Source organism: Spirosoma utsteinense, from assembly GCF_014282275.1.
Lineage (GTDB): Bacteria > Bacteroidota > Bacteroidia > Cytophagales > Spirosomataceae > Spirosoma > Spirosoma utsteinense.
Genome location: NZ_VFIA01000005.1, coordinates 166,676 through 187,685, shown reverse-complemented (window position 1 = coordinate 187,685; position 21,010 = coordinate 166,676). Strand labels below are relative to the sequence as shown.

The following is a 21,010-nucleotide window of genomic DNA, read 5'->3' as shown; positions in this document are numbered from 1 at the left end:
GGTTAGCTATCGATTTCCAATAATGCGTTGTCAATCTTGATACCAGATATATCCGCGATTGTATTCAGCATATTGACCAGATCGGCCTGGGCCATGAGCTCCTGAATCTCACCCTGATCGAAACCAGCATCTGCCAACTGCTCGAAATCGGTAGCGGTCACGGAAGCCGACTGAAGGGCCGCTTTGGTAACGACTTTTACGGCCGTCCGATAACTGACCGGAATCAGGTCTGAGTCTAAATTTTCGGTAACCACGAAGTTATCACCCAGCGATTTTCCCATTGCATTGGCAAACACGGCATGAGCTTTCGCGCAGTACTGGCATCCACGCTGGGCCGACACATTATAGATAATAAGCTGTTTGATCAGGTTAGGCACTGATCCTTCTACGAGGGTGGTGCGCAATTTGGTCCAGTTTCCCTGTAAAAGGAGGGGATTACTGCCCTGGCAGGCGAACCAGTTCAACACAAAGGGTAAACCCAGGGCTCGTTTGGTATCGTCATAAATCAGTTTGACTTCTGGCGTAGCCTCTTCATAAGGCACAATGGTGAACGGATAGTTTGATTGCATAACGGTGTAAAAATTAATAGACTTGAATCTTGTTGATACACCTATTATGGCGTATCCAATAACTCGTTGATAATCAATATATTTATGTTGATGATGAGAATTTCCTAAATAAACAAAAAAATGAAAAACGGGTCTTATTAACCAAATATAAGCTTATTAAAGATATTTATAGATCATTACGGTATATGGATAGGTATTTTTATTATACGAACTTAATATATAAGTAATTTTAGAGTTTACTAGTATGTAGAAAAGTCTAATTGTTACTTTATGGCAGTTAGTATAATACACACGGTAGAAAATAGATATGTAACTAACGGCTAAGCATTTTCTAGTATAGAAAAGCTATATCAGGAAAAGTTTTGCACTTTTCCATTAAATACATTTATATATAATTGAAAGAATATTCATATTAATTGGTTTAGTAGCGTTCTTTGTAACGTTAATGCCAAATTGATTTAAATTGAAAGGGATCGTATTTACCCAATTGCTCGAAATGGTTGAACAAAAGTTTGGCTATGAGTTGGTTGATTCACTCTTGTTAACTGCAGATTTGCCTTCGGGAGGGGCTTACACCTCAGCCGGCACGTATCCTCCCCATGAAATGTCTGGTCACTACAGTAAGCCAGCATACGAATCAGCCGGTACCGGATGTGTTGAGGGAGTTTGGCCGGTATTTATTTCAAACGTTCGTTGTTAGCTACCAGCACTTCATTGTAGCGGCCCCCGATGCGTTTTCTTTCCTGAACTCGGTCCACGACTATATTCATGTAGAGGTTAAAAAACTATACGCAGATGCCGAACTGCCTCATTTTTACATGGAGAGGCCCGATGCCCAAACCTTACGGATGGTTTATGAATCCAATTGAAAAATAGCCGACCTGGCATACGGATTGATTGAGGGGACGCTGGCGCACTATAATGAAGAGGCCCGGATAACGCAACACGCCTTGTCGGATGATGGCAGTAAAGTTGAGTTCCTGATCGTTAAAACGAGTAAGTAAACCACTTCCGGGCATAATTCCCGGAAGTGGTTTACAGGCTTTGCTTATGACCAGTAACTGAACTTCCTGTTGGTGAAAATGGATTTTGGGATCATGGCGTGAACGCCCAGCGTTTGGTCGACGACCTGACTTACTTCGAAGTCGACGGCCGTACTGGCAATCGATAAGGCTTCGTTAAAGGTAAAGCCCATCTCATCTTTCATAAAAGCAACCGCTTCGGAGAGGGCATTTTTCATGGCTTTGTTCAGGTCTTTGTCCAGGCCAACAGCAATAAAATGGGTAGGTGTTTCGGCGCGTGGTTGTTTGAGGGCCTTTCCTTTATGGACAATAAACTTGACGGTCAGGTTGAGGGCCGTTTCAATGGCTACGCCACTCACTTCGCCGTTACCCTGGGCTCCATGCCCGTCGCCAGTTGTAAAGAGTGCGCCCGGTACCGATACGGGGAGGTGCAGGGTGGTGCCTTTGGTGAGGTGCTTGATGTCCAGGTTGCCACCGAAGAAGGCGGGCGGAATCGAACTCTGGCGGCCCATATCTGCCGGTGGGGATACGGCCATTACGCCCATAAATGGCTTCAGTGGAATCTCGACGCCCTCTTTGAGCAGTGCCATTTTTCGCTTTGTATCATAGCGATATACGAACGTCTCGCGGGTAGTCACGGCATCGGGAATGCCCCCGCCACCGGGCCAGACGCTGTTGACGCCGAAACCTGCCGGAAACGTTATATCCAGTATCCGAATTTCCAGACTGTCGCCGGGTTGCGCACCATCGATGTAGACGGGTCCGGTGAGCATGTGTCCCCGAATGCCCGACGGTTCAGGTTTTACGTTCTTCAGAATAGCGATCACTTCCTGCGCATGCTGATCGAGGGGCAACTTATTTTTGGTGTAAAATTCCTCGGGGTTAGTCCGGCTCACGCCCGATGGGTTGACCGTCTGGATCTCGACTACGTCGCCGTCTTTCACCTTGAAAACGGGTGGAACATCGGCTCCGAAATAGCCCCATACCATGTTTTCGGGTAGCGACCGGACAACATGATCGGGTTTCAGGCGGGCCGGGCTGTGGGCAGTCTCTTCAGGTGGCGTCCCATTGGGTAACAGGAGCGAAGAGGCTTCGGCGGTGAGCGTGCTGGCAGAGAGCAGGGCCAGTCCGTTACGCGTTGTTCTTTGCAGAAAATTACGTCGATTTGTTTTCATCAGGTTGTAGAGTCAACAGTATAATCGTCCCGGAGAATGCCTCTGGAGCGGGGTTTGTCAACGGGCTTTACGTGAGGTACTCAAGATAAGTAAAAGGCTTTAATTTTGGTGGAATAGCCTGCCTTTTGCCGTTTTTACCTTAGAAAAAATGGCTTTTTTCTAAATAGGCCATAACTGCTTCGGCCCGTCACAACAGCGTTCCTGGTCAGGAATGCCGGCGTGACGGGCCGAAATGTGGAGGTGTTCCTTACTTTCCTTTATCTGTAGAGAGCGAATAGGGAAAGTCCTGCGGGGTGGTGCCCCGCTGTTTGTTGGGCGTAGCCGACATGTCGAAGTCGATTACGGCACCCTGTTGTAGCTCTTTATGACTGAGCCAGTTTTTACCATAGGCTTTCTGGTTCAGGCGCATCGTGTTGATATAACGATTCTGATCGCTGTTGTTGGCGGCATTGATAACGATCTTCCTGCCGTTTTCCAGGGTAGCGGTTACCTTTTTGAACAAAGGCGCTCCCATCACATATTGATCTGTTGCCGGACAAACGGGGTAGAAACCCATGGCGGTAAACACATACCAGGCCGATGTTTGCCCGTTATCCTCGTCGCCACAGTAGCCATCCGGCGTTGGCAGGTACAACCGGTTCATGACCTCGCGCAGCCAGTACTGGGCTTTCCACGGCTCACCCGCGTAATTGTATAAGTAGATCATGTGCTGAATAGGCTGGTTGCCATGTGCATACTGCCCCATGTTAGCGATCTGCATCTCCCGGATTTCGTGGATGACGCTCTTGTAATAGCTTTCATCGTAAATCGGCGGAATGGTGAAGACCGAGTCCAGTTTCGATACAAATTTCTGTCGCCCACCCATCAGATCGACCAATCCCTGCACGTCGTGAAATACCGACCAGGTGTAATGCCAGCTGTTACCTTCCGTAAAGGCGTCGCCCCACTTGAATGGGTTGAACGGCGATTGAAACGAACCATCCTGATTCTTGCCGCGCATCAGGCCCGTTTCTTTATCGAACAGATTCCGGTAGTTCAGGCTGCGCTTGGCAAACCGGTCGATTTCGGTCTGGGGTCGTTTCAGGGCTTTGGCCAGTTGGTAAATGGCAAAGTCATCATAAGCGTATTCCAGCGTCCGGGCTGCGTTCTCATTGATGTTGACATCGTAAGGGACATAACCCAGCTTGTTGTAATACGGCGCCCCCCGTCGGCCAACGGCGTCCATAGGTCCTTCGTTTTCCGAGTTTTTGAGGACCGCTTCATACAGCGTATTGATATCATACCCGCGCCCGCCTTTCAGGTAGGCATCGGCAATAACGGAGGCCGAGTTGGAGCCGACCATAACGCTGCGTAGGCCGGGACTGGCCCATTCGGGTAGCCAGCCCCCTTCTTTATAGGCATTGGCCAGCCCTTCCTGCATCTGCGCGTTCAGCGATGGGTACATCAGGTTCAGGAAAGGGAACATAGACCGGAAGGTGTCCCAGAAACCCGTGTCGGTAAACATGTAGCCCGGTAATACCTTCCCATTGTAAGGGCTGTAATGGACCACTTTTTTATTGGCATCGAACTCGAAAAACTTCCGCGGGAACAGCAGCGAACGGTACAGGCAGGAATAGAAGGTCTGCATCTGAGCGGGCGAACCGCCTTCTGCCCGTATACGGCCCAATTCTTTGTTCCAGGCCGCTTTGGCCTTCTGTTTGACTGCATCGAACGAATCGTTGCCAATTTCCTTCAGGTTCAGTTCGGCCTGCTCATAGCTAATGAACGAGGAAGCAATACGGGCATGAACCTGTTCCCCTTTTGTCGTTTTGAACTGAACCACCGCACCGGCATGCGCCGATTGAATTTCGATGGTATCCTTTGTCAGTGTCTTACCGTGCCAGGCCTGGGCCGTTGTAAACGGCTTGTCGAAGTAAATGACAAAGTAGTTTTTGAAGTTCTCCGGCACCCCGCCACTATTTCGGGTCGTGTAGCCAATGATCTTACGCTGACCGGGAATGATTTTTACGTACGAGCCCTTATCGAACGCGTCGACCACTACATACGAACTGTCGGTTTTGGGGAACGTGAAGCGGAAACTGGCGGCCCGCTCGGTAGGCGCAATTTCTGTTGTAACATCATGATCGGCGAGGTACACACTGTAGTAGTAGGGTTTCACGACTTCGGCTTTGTGGGAGTACCAGCTGGCCCGCTCCTCCTCATCGATGCGTAGTTTCCCCGTAACGGGCATAATGGAAAACTGGCCGTAATCATTCATCCAGGGCGACGGCTGGTGGGTTTGTTTGAACCCCCGGATCTTGTCGGCTGCGTAGGTGTAGGCCCAGCCGCTGCCCATTTTGCCGGTTTGCGGCATCCAGAAGTTCATGCCCCAGGGTAGGGCAATGGCTGGGTAGGTATTGCCGTTGGAAAGGCTGGGTTTAGAGTCGGTACCGATAAGCGGATTCACCCACTCAACCGGATCAGAAGCCGTAGTTACGGGTTGGGCAACGCCATGCGTAGCCATCGCTACCAGGGAAAGTAATAACAGTCTTTTTTTCATACCTGTTGGTTGCCGGAGCGCCAGAACGCTCCGGCGATCAGAGAAGAGATTGAGCCGGCTTTCGTGTTCCGCTCTACAAGGTACTGACGAAGTCGGCAAGAATGAAAAAGGGTAAATCAACGATGCCGATTTACCCTTTTTCGTCAACAGCCAACGCCTACCAGCCCGGATTCTGGGTCAGTTTTTTGTTATTGTTGATTTCATATTGGGGAACCCCCCACAGGAGGTATTTCTCCGTAAAGGTGGTGCCGCTTTCGTTCTTGAAACCGATAACATTGACGAACCGGTTGTTGATCACGTCATAGGCTTTGCGGGTACGCTGCGTATCGAAGTAAGCCTTGTTCTCGTAAGCCAACTCGTGATAACGCTCTTTCCAAATGGCCTCACGGAACTGATCTTTGGTCAGACCCGCCAGCGGTTTCAGCTTCGCCCGCGCCCGGATGGTGTTCACGGCGTTATAGGCCGCCTGCGTAGGACCACTCACCTCGTTGGATGCTTCGGCAAAGATCAGCATCACCTCCGGCGACCGTAACAGCGTCCAGTTCTCGTCGGTGTTGACGTTGCGGTTCAGCGCGCTCTCCTTGTGGAAATACTTGTACAAGGCATGAACCCCGAACTTGACCACTTTCGTCGTATCTGTAATCGACGGATACTGCGTGAAGAAGAACTGCCGCTCCTGCGCCCGTAAGTCGCCCGGCTCATAGCTGTTGTAGAACGCTTCTGTTGGAATAAGCGCCCCGTATTCATCGCCGTATACTGAAACCCGGGCGAAGTATGGAATCACCATGGCACTGATCGAGTTGTTGACAATGCCCGTAGCATACTGAGCCTGGAGGATCAGCTCACCCTGATTTTTGTGGGCGTTGTCATGCAGGTAATCGTACGACGTAAAGAGCGGATAGGCCCCCGTAGCCAGCACTTCCTGCGCTTTGGCAGCCGCTTTCTGGTAGTTCTCCGTCTTTTGCAGCGGGTAGCCTGCCATAGTCAGGTAAACGCTGGAAAGCAGGGATTTGACCGCGCCGGTCGAGATGCGGCCCGTCTGGTCCGAAACTGGAAGACCCGCCTGTTCGGCCATGGCCAGGTCGCTCAGGATAAGGGAATATACATCGGCCTGTGGCGACCGGGCCGCGTATAATTCAGCGCTGGTAGCGTCGATGGGGCCGGTTATGAGGGGGACATCGCCATAGAGCCGAACCAGCTGATAATAGAAGAACGCCCGCAGGAAGTAGGTTTGTCCCAGCAGGGATTTCTTGAGACCCTCGTCCATCGTAATCCCCGGTATCCGCTGAATGGCCAGGTTGGCGTTGCCAATATAATTGTAACTGATTTGCCAGATCCGGCGGAAGGGTGGGTTAGCCGCATCAGCCGTCTGGTTGATGAACTGGTTGTTATAAAAACTTTGCCCCAGCGACGTGGCATGCCCATTGATCAGCTCCAGGGTTACCCAGGGCCGTTCGCCATAGCCGTTGTCATCGTCGAATAGGCGCAGGCCCCCATAAATGCCGTCGACGGCCGACTGTGCCTGACTGGCGGAGGTGAAATAGTTCTGCTGGGTGAAGTTTGATTTGTTGACTTCCTCCAGGTAATCCGAGCAGCTGAAGCTGCCAAACAGCAGGGTGCCGCAAAGCAAGGTCCTGCCAATATGTTTGATGTATGTAGTCATGATTTGTCCGTTTCGGATTGTTGATTAGAAAGAAACGTTCAGGCCGGCGGTCAGCACGTGCGATTTCGGGTAGTCGAAGAACTGGATGCCCTGCGCAAACGCGTCGCCGTAGGTCGACACTTCGGGATCGTAACCGCTGTATTTCGTGAGAACGAAGAAGTTCTGCGCCGAGGCATATACCCGCAGGCGGCTAAGCTTCAGCTTCTGCACCAGCGTCGTTGGGAAGGTATACCCCAGGATCAGGTTACGGCCCCGCAGGAACGAACCATCTTCCACTTTGTACGAATCGATCTTGGAGTCATAATACACGTACGATGGGCGCGCTTCGGCAATGAACGTATTCTGGTTGGCAGGCGTCCAGCCCGTCAGCACCTCACCATAGCTGTTAGCCTGGCCAGTCCGGTCGAGCGCTGAGTGGTGGGTCAGGTTCAGGATATCGTTGCCGTAGGAGAACTGAAGGTCGGCCGTCAGGTCAAAGCCTTTGAAGCGCACCGTGTTACTGAACGTACCGTAAGCCGTAGGAATCCCTTTGCCGGTGATCTGGCGGTCCTGGTCATTGATCTGCCCGTCATTGTTCAGGTCGAGGTATTTCAGGTCGCCGGGCACGCGGCCGTACCGGGCAGCCTGGTCCGCTTCCGACGTCTGCCAGGTTCCCGTGCGAACCAGTCCGTAGAACGAACCTACCGACTCTCCCACGCGCAGGATATTCGTGTTGTTGAGGAACTGCGGGTTAGGAAAGATGTCATCGTTAGCCTCGCCCAGCGCCGTTACCCGGTTTTTCAGGAACGATATATTGAACGTGGTCGACCAGGTAAGGTCTTTGTTGTCGACGTTGATCGTAGTCAGGCCGAGTTCCAGTCCTTTATTCTGCATACTGCCCACGTTTTTGAAGATGTTAGCGTAACCGCTGGAGTAGGGGACAGGCGCAGAAAGCAGCAGATCGCGGGTCTCTTTGAGGTACACATCGGCTTCGAAATTGATGCGGCCTTTAAGCAGCGCCATCGACAGGCCCAGGTCATACTGGGCTGTTTTTTCCCAGCGCAGGTCAGGGTTAGCCAGTGTATTGATAACCGTGCCGGTTGCGCGCTGTCCACCAAAGACCGAGGTGTTGGAGGCCAGATTGGCCTGCGACTGGTATGAATTGATCTCCGAGTTTCCGGTCAGGCCGTAGCTCGCCCGGATTTTAAGATCCGATATCAGGCTGCTGCTTTTCAGGAAATCTTCCTGCGATACCCGCCAGGCCACCGCTGCCGATGGGAAGAAGGCGAACTTGTTGTTGGCCCCGAAGCGCGACGATCCGTCGAAACGGCCCGTTGCCGTCACCAGGATCTTGTCGTTCAGGTTGTAATTGGCCCGCGCAAAGTACGACGCCATCTGGTAACCGGTATACGACGAGGTGGGCGGCAGCGGGTTGGCACTAACGCCCAGGTTGTAGTACTGGTAATAGTTGTCGGGCAGACTCTCCACCCCCGCAAACCATTGCAGGTAGTTGTATTTCTGGAATTCGGCACCCGCTACAATGTTGATTGAGTTCGACGAGTTGATCTGCTTATTATAGGTCAGGTAGTTCTGCCATTGCAGGAACTTGGTGTCGTAACTCCAGATCTCCGCATATCCCCGGAAGGGCCGCGACAGCTGCACGAGATTGGTTTCGGAGAACGGGTTGTACTGGCTCGACATGTTGGCCCCTAGTGTCGTGCGGAAATCCAGACCCGGCCTGAAGTTAATATTGGCGTAGGCGTTGGCACCGAAAACCTGCTTTTTAAACTGGCGATTGTCTTCGTTCGACAAGGCAACGGGGTTATCACCACTTTCCATATCAGGGTAATCCTGCCGCTTGCCATACGTACCATCCGGGTAGCGAATGGGCACGATGGGAATCATCTCGATCAGCATCCGGGGAATGTTGTTGCCGCCAACCCCTTCGTCGGCCCGGCGTTCGTCGGAGTTGCTGTAGTTCAGCGTAGCGCCTACTTTCAGCCACGGTTTGAGTTGACTATCCATCACCAACCGGCCTGTATAACGCTTCAGGTACGTATTTTTGATGATACCCTGGTTGTCATTGTAGTTCAGAAAGAGACCGAAGGTCGTCTGGTCGCTGCCGCCGGTAAAGCCCAGGTTATGGTTCTGGCTGATGGCGGTCCGGGTAGTTTCGTCCTGCCAGTCGACGTCATAGAGCGGGTTCAGGTTGGCGTCGAACAGTTTGCCGATCAGCGCCGTCCGTTTGATCCTCGGGTCTTTATCGGCATACTTGCCGCTAGCCCAACCGGTTGGGTCATACTTGGCGACATTCTGGTAGGCCCGGTCTTCCAGATCCAGAAACTCCCGGGCGTTCAGCAGATCGCGCTTCCGGGCAATAGTGCTGGAACTGACATACGTATCATAGCTAACCGTGCCTCCTTTGCGGCCCCGCTTGGTGGTCACCAGAATAACACCGTTGGCACCCCGCGTTCCGTAGATAGCCGTTGCCGACGCATCTTTCAGCACGTCGATGGCTTCGATATCGGCCGGGTTCAGTGCGTCGATACCGGCGGCCCAAATGATTCCGTCAACAACATACAGTGGATTGTTGGTGGCGTTGATGGAGCTGAAACCCCGAATACGGACGTTGGTGTTACCGCCCGGCCGGCCTGAGTTGACCGATACGTTTACCCCGGCAATCCGACCCTGTAACGACTGCTCGATGTTGACCGCCGGCCGGTCGAGTAGTTCGGCACTTTTAACGCTACCGACCGACCCGGTCAGGTCCGACCGTTTTTGGGTACCATACCCAACGACCACCACTTCGTTCAGGGCCTTCACATCCGTTTTCAGTGTCACATCGATCGACGTGCGGTTGTTGATGGCAACCTCCTGGGCCGTATAGCCGATGGACGAAACAACGAGTGTTCCCGTACCATCCGGTACACTTAGGCTAAAAGCACCTTCGGCGTCGGTAACCGTACCGGTCGTCGTCGTTCCTTTCAGCAGGACCGTCGACCCCGGAATGGATTTGCCCTGCTCATCGAGTACCCGACCCTGTATGGTAATGGGGGGCACGGCCGTTGCGGTGTTGGGTAGCCGCGAGGCAGATGCGTTGCTGCGGGTGAGCACGAGCCGACTGCCAACGATTTCATAGTTGACCTGTAACGGATTGAGTAAGGCCGACAGGACCTGGGCCAGCGGTTGATTGGTTGTCGATAGCGTGATTCGCTGGTTGACCTGAATCAGATCCGGGCTGTACGAAAATTTCACATCGGCTAGTTTCTCGATGCGGGCCAGCACCTCGCTCACGTTCTGATCGGAAACCTGGAGCGTAATACGCCGGTTGAGCACGTCCTGGGCGCTTCCGTCGGTTGCCAGAGAAACGTTGACGAAGAGTATACCCAGCAGTAGGTGAAGTAGGGTTAACCTCATGACTTTCCATCCAATCTCATTGGATACTAAGCAGTTGTTCATAAATTTGAGCGGGTTTTGTTAAGAAAACAGTGGCAAAATCTTCCCGTACATCTGCCAAAAGCAGATGCAGGTTTAGCGACCAGGGATTAATACCGAAGTCAGCGATGTTGGCGCATTGCTGGCTTCATTTTTCACTTACTCGTTCGAATCATAAGGTGTCGGTTACTGAGTGATATAAAGTTTTAACGAAAGGACGACCGGTCAGGGGCGACAGCCCTGACCCGAAACGACAAGTTGGTTGTTGGTAAGTTTATAACTGGCTTCGATGGTTTTGCAGATAATAAGCATCTTCTCCGACAACGACTCATCCGATAAATCGGCCGTTATCCGGCATAGGCCCAGCGTGGCTTTATCGTACAGAATACGGATTCCGTATACGTCCGCCAGTTGATCGAATACCTCGCCAACCGGCCGGGCTTCGAACACGAAACTGGCTGCATGGAGCGGGAATACCGTTCGGGCAATAGCTGGACTGATTTCGCTGGGTTTGATTAGCGCCACTGCCCGACGGGCAAATACGATCTGCTGGTTTTGAGTCAGCACGATTCCTTCCAGCGCCGGGGACTCCACTTTTTGCCGATGTGTTTCATCCGATTCAGTAAATACGGCAACCCGGCCGGAGCGTACAGTCACCACCACATCCGTATCAGCGCTGTAGGCCCGCACGTTGAAGCTGGTACCCAAAACTTTAGTGACCAGGCCATGGGCGTAGACAAAGAAGGGTCGCGCCGGGTTCCTGGCTACTTCGAAATACGCTTCTCCGGTCAGGTGAACGATGCGTCTGGGTGCATCGAACTGAGTGGAGTACCGAATCTGACTGCCTTGTTTAAGTATGACCGAACTTCCATCGGGCAGAGACACCAGGCGGGGTTTAGGGGTCGTGTTTTTTTGCTCGATCTGAGAAATGGGCGACTGAATCGCTACCGGTTTGGGAGCAACGTTGCCAGACGCAGGCAAATGACGGCTGCGAACCCACCACCCCGCGCCCAATACGATGAGTATTGAAGCGGCTGCTACCAGCCAGTTCCAGCCCGTGTTACGATAACGGCTCAGAAAGGAAAATGGCGTTGATGGCTCATTGGCCTGTATCTGCCGACTAACGGCTTGCCAGATCGTGGCTTCTTCTGCCGCATTGGCTGGAGCCGTGAGACCAACGGTAGCTTCCGCTACTGCCTGCACGATGGCGGCTGCCTGCCAGATGGCTTCAGCCTGTTCAGGATGTGCGGTAAGAAAAGCATACCAGTAGCTTGATGAGGCTTCGTCGGGTTGCTTCACCCATTGCCGAAAATAGGAATCGGCCACAAAATCCTCACACTGATAGTTCGTATAATTCATATTCGCGGTCCTTCTACCTACAATAGGCGGGAGGAGCTGCTTTTAACTCATTTATTTATAAAAAAATTTAAAATAGTTGAATGGGGCCTGCCATCAACCTCAATCTCAGAGGAAGTAGTGGAGCAGCAAGGCAAGGATCGGGACTTTCAGAAATAAGTCTCGCAGGGCGGAAAGGGCCCGATTCAGGTGATTGATGACCGACTGGTGGTTGATGCTCATGATGCCCGCGATCTCGTCATTGCTGAAATCGTGGTAAAAGGCCAGCATGATCGCTTCCCGTTGTCGACCCGGTAACCGGGCGATGGCGTTCTGCAATTGGGCGAGTTGTTTGCTGCTGGTTTCCTGTTGAGTGATCAGAAACTCGATAGAGGGCGTAAACTGATTGTCTTCATCCAGCCATAGGCCTTCACCGGCCAGAACCGCCGTTTTCTGATGCAGACGCGACAATTTGTTGCGCATGATCTTGAACAGATAGTACTTGATCGTGTGCAGATCGCGGAGCGTACGGCGTCGTGTCCAGATCTCCATGAAGATGTCCTGGACAATATCTTTCACCAGGTGATGGTCCGTACATAAACGCTTCCCGTATGCCAGCAACGTTGAGGAGTGCGTTTCGTAAATGACTTCAAAAGCCCTGATATCGCCTTGTTGAAAGGCTTTCCAAAGACAAGCTTCATCTTGAAACATTGTAACCCTTAAGAACTATAGAAGCAATAGTTTACTAAAATAGACAACAAATGTATGATAATTAGTTCTTACAATAAAACAGGATTGGCGGGTAGGGATCATCATCCATTGGCCTCGTCCGGGTGCTGCCTGATTCCGGGGTTGACCTGAAAAACGGGGAGGCTCTTACACACGATCATGCCCGTTTAGACGTACAGGATGCGTACGTCTAAACGGGCATGACCACCAATGATGGATGTGTAGTGAATGGGAGATTGGTAAAATCAGGCGGCCAGTTTGGCCTCGGTATCGCCAATACGGCGACGGGATACCGGTATGCTCACACCGTCGGTCAACTGTAGGTACATTGTCTTCGAGTCCTGTTTGATAACGGTGTCGATGTAAGCAGGGTTGATCAGTGATGATTTGCTGGCCCGGATGAAACAGGGCAGTTGAAGCTCAAAATATTTGAGGGTTTGACTGACCATCAGGGGGCGGGAATGATCACTCAGGTAGATAACGGTGTAATTGCCATTGCCCTCCAGTCGAATCATAAACCGGGTGTCTCGTATGTGGCGATAGCCCGGAATAAGCAAAGGATCGTTCTGAGGTTGCTGGTGCGTCGTCAGTTCGGTCGAACGGTAGTTCTGTTCCATGTGTTGAGATAAGTTGATTAGTTAGTGTACTTATAAATGTGTAAATCTGCTTTTCATAAATCGGATTGCCAGATAGCTGTACGTAAACAGAGCGAATGTTTCCAGAACAGCTTCCAGATGATTACGCCAATACGTCCCGTTCTCAATATCCTGCACCCAGTCGATCAGCGCAACACAGTAGCCTGTGAAACAAATCAGACTACCGGATGCTAAAATAGTAACCACAAGAAGCTGGCGCATGACAGGCAAAATCTGAATTTAAATAGATTGAATCTACTACAGCTATAGATATGATTCTTTTTGTTCAGACAAATACTTTGCCAAAGGGTTTAATTTGCCGACTGTCTTAATCTTTATTTTTTTAAGTTAACGCAATTATCTGATTAATAACTTATTAGTACAATAATAAATAATTTGTCATATATAAACAACATGTATTTTACAGTATTTTGAAATTTTGTAAGAAAAATTCTAAGAATTGATATTTTTGGCACGACTTTTTAAACAAAAATAGTTGTGTAAAATAAAAATGCTGACCTATCTGAACGTATACCCGTATACTGTATGAAACGACAACGGATACATTTACTTTTTGTAAAGGTTGGGTTCGGGAAACGATTCAGAAATAGCATAATCAGGCGTTATTGGTGATTATTCCATTTGCCCGCCCTTCACATAAATTATCAAATTAGATTCAGTTTGGATCAAATTGAATTCTAATCATATTCTAAGTAAACAGCAGGGTTAAAATTCGGTTAATAGCGTAGGCCCGATTTTACTTCACCTGTTTGCAAATGAGATGTTCGGTTCTATATGGTACTATGGTCGCTGTTGGCTTATCGATCGTATCGATTGGTAGGGTCAATGCGCAACAGCCAGCACCCGCGTCGGAGGGTGTGATGCGTGCGCTGGGTATGCCGCCGGATACGACGCGCCCCACTGCCCCGACGCGTCCCGATACCACACAATTTAATGCTGCCGACCGGCTCGATACCGTAGGTCGGGAACTGCCGGAACTGCCTGCCACACTAAACAGACCCGCAGCCGATAGCACCCAAACGAGCCCCGCTTCGACACAGATACCAACGGGAGTCCCACAGTCGGCAAATCCGGCAACGCCATCGGTGGGGAAGGCGGTCGGTACGCTAAGTGGCCGCTTAGTCACTACGCAGGGCGGGAAAAGCCAACCGATTCAATTTGCCAGCATCGGCCTTTTCCGGGCTAGCGACTCAACCTCGGTTACGGGTGGCCTGACCGATGAGCAAGGCTACTTCACCATCACCAGCCTGGCCCCGGATGTGTATTACGCGCTGGTACAGAGCCTTGGCTACGCGCCGAAACGTATATCGCGGATTACCATCAGCGCCACCAAAGTGAAGGTGAACCTGGGCAATGTTGTCATTGCTGAAACGACTCAACAGCTTCAGGAGGTGGTCGTGCAGGGGCAGCGTCAGGCCTACGAATACTCGCTCGACCGTAAGATCGTCAACGTCGATCAACTCCCCATAGCGCAGGGCGGGTCAGCGATCGACATTTTACAGAATGTGCCCTCGGTAACGGTCGATGTCGACGGGTCTCTCAGCCTGCGCGGCAGTGGTAACGTCATTGTACTGGTCGATGGGAAACCGTCGGGCCTGACGGGACTCGACCGGCAGGCTGTTTTAGAGCAGATTCCGGCCAGTAACATCGAACGGGTCGAAATAATCACGAATCCCTCGTCCCGCTACGATGCCGACGGGGCTGCGGGAATTATCAATATTATTCTTAAGAAAGAGCGGGCGTCAGGAATTAACGGTACGGTTCAGCTAAACGTCGGTACGCGTGACAAATACAATGGGTCGATAAACCTGAACGCCCGGTTCAAAAAAATCAATCTGTTCGGCAGTTATAACCTGCGCGACGACCGGCGTTTCCAGTACCGTATTTCAGATCGGCAAAATCTGTTTACCGACTCGGTGAGTTATTTATCCCAACGCAACGACGCGGTTCGCCGGGGGGTGAATAACAACCTGCGCCTTGGTTTCGATTATGCACTTTCAGACCGGGACAATATCACCATTTCGGCCCTGTACCGACCCGAATATAGTTACGACTCTGAGAGAGAGACGTTCAACACGCAGGATGCCAACCGGGTGTCGCTGGGCCAGACATTTCGGTTGACCGAAGAACGGGAGCCCGAACGTGGTCTCGACTATACCGCTGGTTACCGCCGAACTTTCGCCAAAAAAGGGCGTGAACTGTCGATAGACGGGACCTTGTCGACCAACCGGGGTACGGAGAATCAGGAATTTACAAATACAACAACCCTACCCGAGAACCTGCTGACACCAAATTTTCTTATTGGTCAGCAGCAGGCCAGCAATGACCGCGACAATCAGGTTGGGGTACTACAGGCCGATTTTGTTGAGCCGCTCAAGGGTAAAAAGCGCGTTGAAACCGGGTTGAAATATACGTACCGCAAGCTAGGTGCCGATTACGTTTTCGAGAACCGGCTCAGCGACACCTGGGTGTTGAATCCGAATATCAGCAACAACTTTATTTACGATGAACGTACCAGCGCGGCTTATGTCAATTTCGGCAACGAATTGAAGCGATTTAGCTACCAGGCTGGCTTACGGACGGAGTATACGTCGATCATTACCGATCAGCGGACAACAAGCCAGCAAACGAAACGGGACTATATTTATGTGTTTCCGAGCGCCTTCGTCAATTACAACCTGAGTCAGGCACAGAAGCTACAGCTGAACTATACCCGGCGCATCAACCGCCCGTCTGTGCGGTCGCTCAACCCATTCGTCGATTTGTCGGACCCCCTGAATATCCGGTTCGGCAATCCGCTGCTCAGCCCGGAGCTGATCAATTCTTTCGAGATGAGTTACCTGTGGAATGGCAAGTCGACGTCGCTGAACTCATCCCTTTTCTTTCGCCAGACAAACAACGAAATCACGAACTACCGGACCTTGCGGGAGGACGGGATTACCGAACAGACGTCGCTGAACCTGAATCGTTCGCAGAACTACGGGCTGGAAGTGGTCTTGAATCAGGATATCACCAACTGGTGGAAGGTAAATGGGACGTTCACGTTCTTTCAGCGGTCGATTCAGGCCAGCGCCGACGTACCCGGCATCCTGACCCGAACCAACCAAAGCTGGACGGGGCGTATAACAACCGATTTGCGTCCTGCCCGCGGAACGGCCATTCAACTGGCCGTCAACTACCGGTCGCCTTTCATCGTTGCCCAGGGTACGATCAACAGTTTTTTCAATGTCGACATTGGGGTCAAGCAGGACGTGCTGAACGGGCGGGGGACGATCAATTTTCGGGTGAGCGATATCTTCAACACGCTTCAGTTCCAGAGTGACAGCTTCGGGCCGAATTTTCTGGCTACCAGCCTGGGTAAACGCGAAAGCCGGATCGGGTTTGTTGGGTTTAGCTATCGCCTGAGCCGCCAGATCGTGAAAGAGAAAGAACGCGACCGGGATAGCCGCCAGTCGGATGATGCGCCGGGCGATATCGACTTCAATAACTAAAGCAGGCTCAACAATAGACTACTGTTGTTGGGTGGCTAGTCGTTTTGGCGTTTACCCGTGCCCAGCCACAAAAGGCTGTTCAGAATGAGTTTGTTCTGGATATCGTTGGCAAAGCTCATCGATAGTTCCTGGTTGGTTCCGTTCTCGTAATCAATGTCATTGTGGCCCATATTGACATAAAGCATTCTATACTTCCGGTTAGTCCAAACGACGGGGTAATACCCGCTGTGCCATATCTCATGTGACTTTGGGCCCGTACCCAGGGGAAAACTACGGGCATCGATCGACAGGAGAACGGCCAGATCGGGGTTCGTGCGCAGATCGTTTTCCCACCGGTACCATTCGTTCGGTGCCGATTTGAATGTTTGGGGTAACCCCTTCGTTGCCGGGTGGTTGCGGTTTTCGACACGCAGGACCGCTGATGTTGGCCGCCACGTATTGCTCGTATACTGACCCGATCCTAAAAAAGTGGTGTGGTACCAGTTCCAGTTCTGAGGATAAGTAGACGGGGTCAAGGCGAAGGCCGAAAAGTGAAATCCCATCCAGGCACCTCCATTTTCCATGTACTGCCGGAAGGCAGCCCGTTGGGTTGAGTCATCGGGACGGGTATCTAAAAAGAGCACGACCTGATAGTGAGACAGGAACCCGGCGTTCAGATTGCTCCAGTTGGTTGTCGTATCATAGGTGAAGTGATGCGTTTTGGCCATCCTGGGGAACCATCGGTTTGCTTCGTTGACAAAGCTGATATGGGCTTGATCGTGTTTGCCGGTGTAGAACGCAATGACGCTGAAACCAGACCTGTTGCGTTGGGCCCGTAGGCCAGACATGAAACAGAGCAGGACCAGAACGGTGAACTGTATGGTTTTCCGGTGAGTTGAACGCATGAACAAGGGTGGTTTGCGGGTAGCCTGCCAGGCCGGGGATTCTTAAAAATATGGGGCTATGGCTTTAGGATACTGAACAATGGCAACTTCAGGCTCTTCGATCTCGGGATGCCACAGCTTCTCCCATTCAAAACTATAGTAGCCCGTGTAGCCGTCTGCCACCAGGGCGGAAATAGCTTCGCGGAGGGGAGCTTCACCCTGACCCACCTGCACGTAGCGGTGCTTGCCGTTTTCAATCAAGGCATCTTTTATGTGCGTATGCCGAATAAATTTCTTCAGCTTCCGGTATACATCATCAGGCGATTCGTGGCTGTCGGCCCACATGTTGAACACATCCCAGATCAGCCCCACATTCGGGTGATCGGCAGCGGTCATGATCTGGCTCAGCAGGTCGCTACGGGTTAGTTCGCCATGTGACTCCAGCAGCACCGTTACTGAACGGGGCCTGGCATAGTTACCCAACTCCAGCAAACCGTCGCTGATGAGCCGGAGCGTCAGCTCACGGCTTTGGGTGGGAGGCAGCTGGTCGGGAAATACCCGGACGAACGGGCAACCGAGCTGTTGAGCCAGGTCGATAAACCGTCGGGCTTCGTCCAGATGCTGCGTTCGTTTTCCCGTATCGGCATGGTGCAACTGGGCCGAAGAACCCAGGTTAATGATTTGAATGCCCTGCCCCGCAAACCGCCGACGCGTTTCGGCGGCCCGGGCGGCTGTGCTGAACTCCGGGCATTTGGTTAGATCGAGCTGACCCGTCAGTCCCCGAAACTCCACGCCCTGATATCCGCTCGATACGGCTGTCTTTAAAATCGTATCCAGCGACCAGGCTGGACAGCCAAGGGTTGAAAAGGAGAGCCGGGGTTTCGGTTTTGCAAAATCCATCGACGAAGCCAGCCAGATTGTGGCTGCCCCGCCGAGGGTTGTTCTTAGCGCTGATCGGCGCGATTGGGAGGTCATAAGCAAAGTTGAGTGAAGACGGGGGCTGTTAAAGTTTTAGTGCTTTCAGCTGCCGGACAGCATAGTCGGTCGCCCGAGCCGTAAGCGCCATGTAGGTTAGGGACGGGTTCTGGGTAGACGTTGAGGTCATGCAGGCACCATCGGTAACAAACACATTTTTACAGCTGTGCAACTGATTCCACCGGTTGAGTAGTGATGTTTTTGGGTCGTGGCCCATCCGGACACCGCCCATCTCGTGGTTTTCGCTGCCGGGCAACCGGCCCGTGTCGGCAGTCTGAATCTGAGTGAAACCCGCCCGCTCATACATCTCGGTAAACTGCTCGTAAAAATCGCGCAGCATTTTCTCGTCGTTCTCGTCGTAGGCGACAGACACCCGTAGCTGTGGAATCCCGAACCGATCGCTACGGGACGGATCGAGCCGAACGGTACTGCTTGCTTTGGGTATCGTTTCGCCCATCATGCCCGACAGAACGTGCCAGGGGCCGGGCGTGTAGGCCGTCAGCCGGTCTTTCAGGTCCGCGCCGAAGCCGCTCCGGTCGACCTGAGCGGGGCGTGATGTAGCGAAAGTGGTGGCATAACCCCGCAGGAAGTCGGTCTCCTGGCGCAGCACATTCCGGAACCGGGGCAGGTAGCTGCTGTTGGGTCGGCGTCCCCAGGTCGTTGAATCGGCGAAGCCGTCGTACTGGGCTGTTATGCGTCCCCGATAGCTATGAAAGGCAATGAACGTCCCCATCAGGCCACTATCGTTCCCCAATCCGTTCGGAAACCGGCTGGAGGTGGAGTTAAGCAGTATCCGATTGGTGTTCAGTGCTGAGGCATTCAGAAAGATGATCCGCGCGTAGTACTCGGTCATCTGGCCGGTATGCGCATCGATAACCCGAACGCCGGTAGCTTTTTCGTTTACCGGATCGTAGATAAGCGAGTGGACGACGGAGTCAGGACGGAGGGTAAGCTTACCGGTCTTCAGCGCCCACGGAATGGTGGAAGAGTTACTGCTGTAGTAGCCACCCAGCGGACAACCCCGTTCGCAGAGGGTACGGTGCTGGCATTGCCCCCGACCCTGTTGCGTGTGAATTGGTTTTGGCTGGGTCAGGTGCGCTACCCGACCAATGACCACGGGCCGGTCGGGATAGTGCTGGCTCATCTGCTGCTTGAAATAGGATTCTACACAACTCATCTGGTGGGGAGGCAGAAACTCGCCATCCGGCAGCGTGGCCAGCCCGTCGCGGTTGCCCGATATACCGGCAAACCGTTCGACATGACTATACCAGGGAGCCAGGTCGGCATAGCGGATGGGCCAGTCGACGGCAAACCCATCGCGGGCGGGACCGCTGAAATCAAAGTCGCTCCACCGTTGCGTCTGGCGTCCCCAGAGCAGGGAGCGCCCGCCTACCTGATAGCCCTGAATCCAGTCGAAAGGCTTATCCTGCACATAGGGATTATCGGCGTCGCTGGCGTAAAAGTGAGCACTTCCTTCGTAGAAAGCGTAGTTTTTGCTGGCTATTGAATAAGCCTCTTTGGTTTGACGTGGTACCTGCTTGCGGTGGTCGAACTCCCAGGGGTTCAGCATGGCCGTTGGGTAGTCGGTCACGTGTTTCACGTCGCGGCCTCGCTCCAGTAACAGGGTTTGCAGGCCTTTTTCTGTCAGCTCTTTGGCTGCCCATCCTCCGCTCATACCGGAGCCGATGACAATGGCATCGAACGTGCGGTCTTTCAGCGTGTCTATTATCAGATTTGCCATCTTGAAAAGGCTATGAATCGATCAGTCTTAGTGGACGCACAACAGGTTGTTCAGCGGCTGAACATGCATTGAAAAGTACCTGTATATCAGATCCTACTGAATACCTCTACGGTCTGGCCGGTACCAGAACGCATCAACGAAGGCTATCCGGCCGGGTAGACCATAGAAAAGCAGCTATGGGCAAAAAGGAGCAAAAAAATAAGGGTAGTCGCAGATTACAGGTTCAGCAGTTTCTTTAGCTTCTCATAAAATCCCGTATCCTGAAAGGTGAATGTCTTGTGCAGGACGTAGTTATTAAGGAAACTTAACCCCATACCCGTTGTGTGGGAAACCAGTTTATTCACATTGACTGCTTTTACCGAAAAAGGAATGACGGCGGTCTGGAGACGAAAAACGTCGATCGAGTAGGAATAAATCAACGAGGACCCGTAGACGGTGATCAGGCAGGAAAGGACAGAGACAATGGTAAATTTGACAGCCTCCCGTTGACTCTTGGTTGAGTTCTGGTTATTGAAAGCAAAGAGTTTGGTCAGGAAAAAGCCAACCACAAATGCGATGACATAGCCCGCCAGTAATGCCTGTTGATAACTGAGCTTGAACCAATCCTGAAATAAACTGCCGGCTAAAAGTTGTACGGAAGCACCGGTCGCGGCAACGAAGAAATAAGCAAGGATATCCCTGCGGTTAAAAAGCCCACTAGCCATAAACTACATATAAAGGGGGCAAAGTTAGTCGTTCTTTTACCGGCATGGAGCAAGGTTCGTGCATTAACTATCGAGGGGTATGCCTTACAGCCTGCTAACGCCCGGAGGATGAAGCCGGACACTGTCTTTTTGCT

13 protein-coding genes and 1 pseudogene are annotated in these 21,010 nt (G+C 52.1%); 2 read left to right on the top strand and 12 right to left on the bottom strand.

Annotated elements, in window-relative coordinates:
* Positions 1-2 precede the first annotated feature (2 nt).
* Positions 3-569, bottom strand: coding sequence for a carboxymuconolactone decarboxylase family protein (locus tag FH603_RS05730; protein ID WP_186736503.1), 567 nt, complete (start codon positions 567-569; stop codon positions 3-5).
* A 496-nt stretch (positions 570-1,065) separates the two neighbouring features.
* On the opposite strand from FH603_RS05730, the pseudogene FH603_RS05725 reads away from it, so the two are divergent.
* A pseudogene (locus tag FH603_RS05725) lies at positions 1,066-1,438 on the top strand (heme NO-binding domain-containing protein).
* 179 nt (positions 1,439-1,617) lie between these two features.
* On the opposite strand, the gene FH603_RS05720 reads toward FH603_RS05725, so the two are convergent.
* From FH603_RS05720 to FH603_RS05690, 7 genes are all read right to left on the bottom strand, one after another.
* The gene (locus tag FH603_RS05720; RefSeq protein WP_186736502.1) at positions 1,618-2,766 is read right to left on the bottom strand and encodes an acetamidase/formamidase family protein; all 1,149 of its coding nucleotides are present in this window, start codon (positions 2,764-2,766) and stop codon (positions 1,618-1,620) included.
* A 247-nt stretch (positions 2,767-3,013) separates the two neighbouring features.
* A complete protein-coding gene (locus FH603_RS05715; RefSeq protein WP_186736501.1) occupies positions 3,014-5,305 on the bottom strand; it encodes a GH92 family glycosyl hydrolase in 2,292 nt (763 codons plus the stop codon).
* A 157-nt stretch (positions 5,306-5,462) separates the two neighbouring features.
* The gene (locus tag FH603_RS05710; RefSeq protein WP_186736500.1) at positions 5,463-6,968 is read right to left on the bottom strand and encodes a RagB/SusD family nutrient uptake outer membrane protein; all 1,506 of its coding nucleotides are present in this window, start codon (positions 6,966-6,968) and stop codon (positions 5,463-5,465) included.
* A 24-nt stretch (positions 6,969-6,992) separates the two neighbouring features.
* Complete coding sequence (locus tag FH603_RS05705; RefSeq protein WP_186736499.1) at positions 6,993-10,406, bottom strand: TonB-dependent receptor; 3,414 nt, start codon at positions 10,404-10,406, stop codon at positions 6,993-6,995.
* Between the two features lie 201 nt (positions 10,407-10,607).
* On the bottom strand, positions 10,608-11,741 hold the full coding sequence (locus tag FH603_RS05700; protein ID WP_186736498.1) for a FecR family protein: 1,134 nt from the start codon (positions 11,739-11,741) through the stop codon (positions 10,608-10,610).
* A 105-nt stretch (positions 11,742-11,846) separates the two neighbouring features.
* A complete protein-coding gene (locus FH603_RS05695) occupies positions 11,847-12,428 on the bottom strand; it encodes an RNA polymerase sigma factor (RefSeq protein ID WP_186736497.1) in 582 nt (193 codons plus the stop codon).
* Between the two features lie 263 nt (positions 12,429-12,691).
* Positions 12,692-13,063, bottom strand: a complete 372-nt coding sequence (locus FH603_RS05690) for a LytTR family DNA-binding domain-containing protein (RefSeq protein ID WP_186736496.1) — start codon at positions 13,061-13,063, stop codon at positions 12,692-12,694.
* Between the two features lie 821 nt (positions 13,064-13,884).
* Between FH603_RS05690 and FH603_RS05685 the strand changes: the two genes are divergently transcribed.
* Entirely contained in the window at positions 13,885-16,593 is a 2,709-nt protein-coding gene (locus tag FH603_RS05685) for a TonB-dependent receptor (RefSeq protein WP_244967990.1), read from the top strand.
* Between the two features lie 35 nt (positions 16,594-16,628).
* Here the strand turns inward: FH603_RS05685 and FH603_RS05680 are convergent, their stop codons facing one another.
* The 4 genes from FH603_RS05680 to FH603_RS05665 form a co-directional block, all read right to left on the bottom strand.
* Entirely contained in the window at positions 16,629-17,477 is an 849-nt protein-coding gene (locus tag FH603_RS05680) for a ThuA domain-containing protein (protein WP_186736494.1), read from the bottom strand.
* 42 nt (positions 17,478-17,519) lie between these two features.
* On the bottom strand, positions 17,520-18,431 hold the full coding sequence (locus FH603_RS05675) for a sugar phosphate isomerase/epimerase family protein (protein WP_186736493.1): 912 nt from the start codon (positions 18,429-18,431) through the stop codon (positions 17,520-17,522).
* A gap of 28 nt (positions 18,432-18,459) precedes the next feature.
* Complete coding sequence (locus FH603_RS05670) at positions 18,460-20,172, bottom strand: FAD-dependent oxidoreductase (RefSeq protein WP_186736492.1); 1,713 nt, start codon at positions 20,170-20,172, stop codon at positions 18,460-18,462.
* A gap of 215 nt (positions 20,173-20,387) precedes the next feature.
* The gene (locus FH603_RS05665; RefSeq protein WP_186736491.1) at positions 20,388-20,876 is read right to left on the bottom strand and encodes a GtrA family protein; all 489 of its coding nucleotides are present in this window, start codon (positions 20,874-20,876) and stop codon (positions 20,388-20,390) included.
* Positions 20,877-21,010: the final 134 nt, after the last annotated feature.

Coding starts and splice junctions, on each gene's coding strand:
- FH603_RS05685 (WP_244967990.1), top strand. CDS start 13,885: ATGGTCGCTGTTGGCTTATCGATCGTATCGATTGGTAGGGTCAATGCG.
- FH603_RS05730 (WP_186736503.1), bottom strand. CDS start 569: ATGCAATCAAACTATCCGTTCACCATTGTGCCTTATGAAGAGGCTACG.
- FH603_RS05675 (WP_186736493.1), bottom strand. CDS start 18,431: ATGACCTCCCAATCGCGCCGATCAGCGCTAAGAACAACCCTCGGCGGG.
- FH603_RS05705 (WP_186736499.1), bottom strand. CDS start 10,406: ATGAACAACTGCTTAGTATCCAATGAGATTGGATGGAAAGTCATGAGG.
- FH603_RS05715 (WP_186736501.1), bottom strand. CDS start 5,305: ATGAAAAAAAGACTGTTATTACTTTCCCTGGTAGCGATGGCTACGCAT.
- FH603_RS05690 (WP_186736496.1), bottom strand. CDS start 13,063: ATGGAACAGAACTACCGTTCGACCGAACTGACGACGCACCAGCAACCT.
- FH603_RS05720 (WP_186736502.1), bottom strand. CDS start 2,766: ATGAAAACAAATCGACGTAATTTTCTGCAAAGAACAACGCGTAACGGA.
- FH603_RS05665 (WP_186736491.1), bottom strand. CDS start 20,876: ATGGCTAGTGGGCTTTTTAACCGCAGGGATATCCTTGCTTATTTCTTC.
- FH603_RS05700 (WP_186736498.1), bottom strand. CDS start 11,741: ATGAATTATACGAACTATCAGTGTGAGGATTTTGTGGCCGATTCCTAT.
- FH603_RS05695 (WP_186736497.1), bottom strand. CDS start 12,428: ATGTTTCAAGATGAAGCTTGTCTTTGGAAAGCCTTTCAACAAGGCGAT.
- FH603_RS05670 (WP_186736492.1), bottom strand. CDS start 20,172: ATGGCAAATCTGATAATAGACACGCTGAAAGACCGCACGTTCGATGCC.
- FH603_RS05710 (WP_186736500.1), bottom strand. CDS start 6,968: ATGACTACATACATCAAACATATTGGCAGGACCTTGCTTTGCGGCACC.
- FH603_RS05680 (WP_186736494.1), bottom strand. CDS start 17,477: ATGCGTTCAACTCACCGGAAAACCATACAGTTCACCGTTCTGGTCCTG.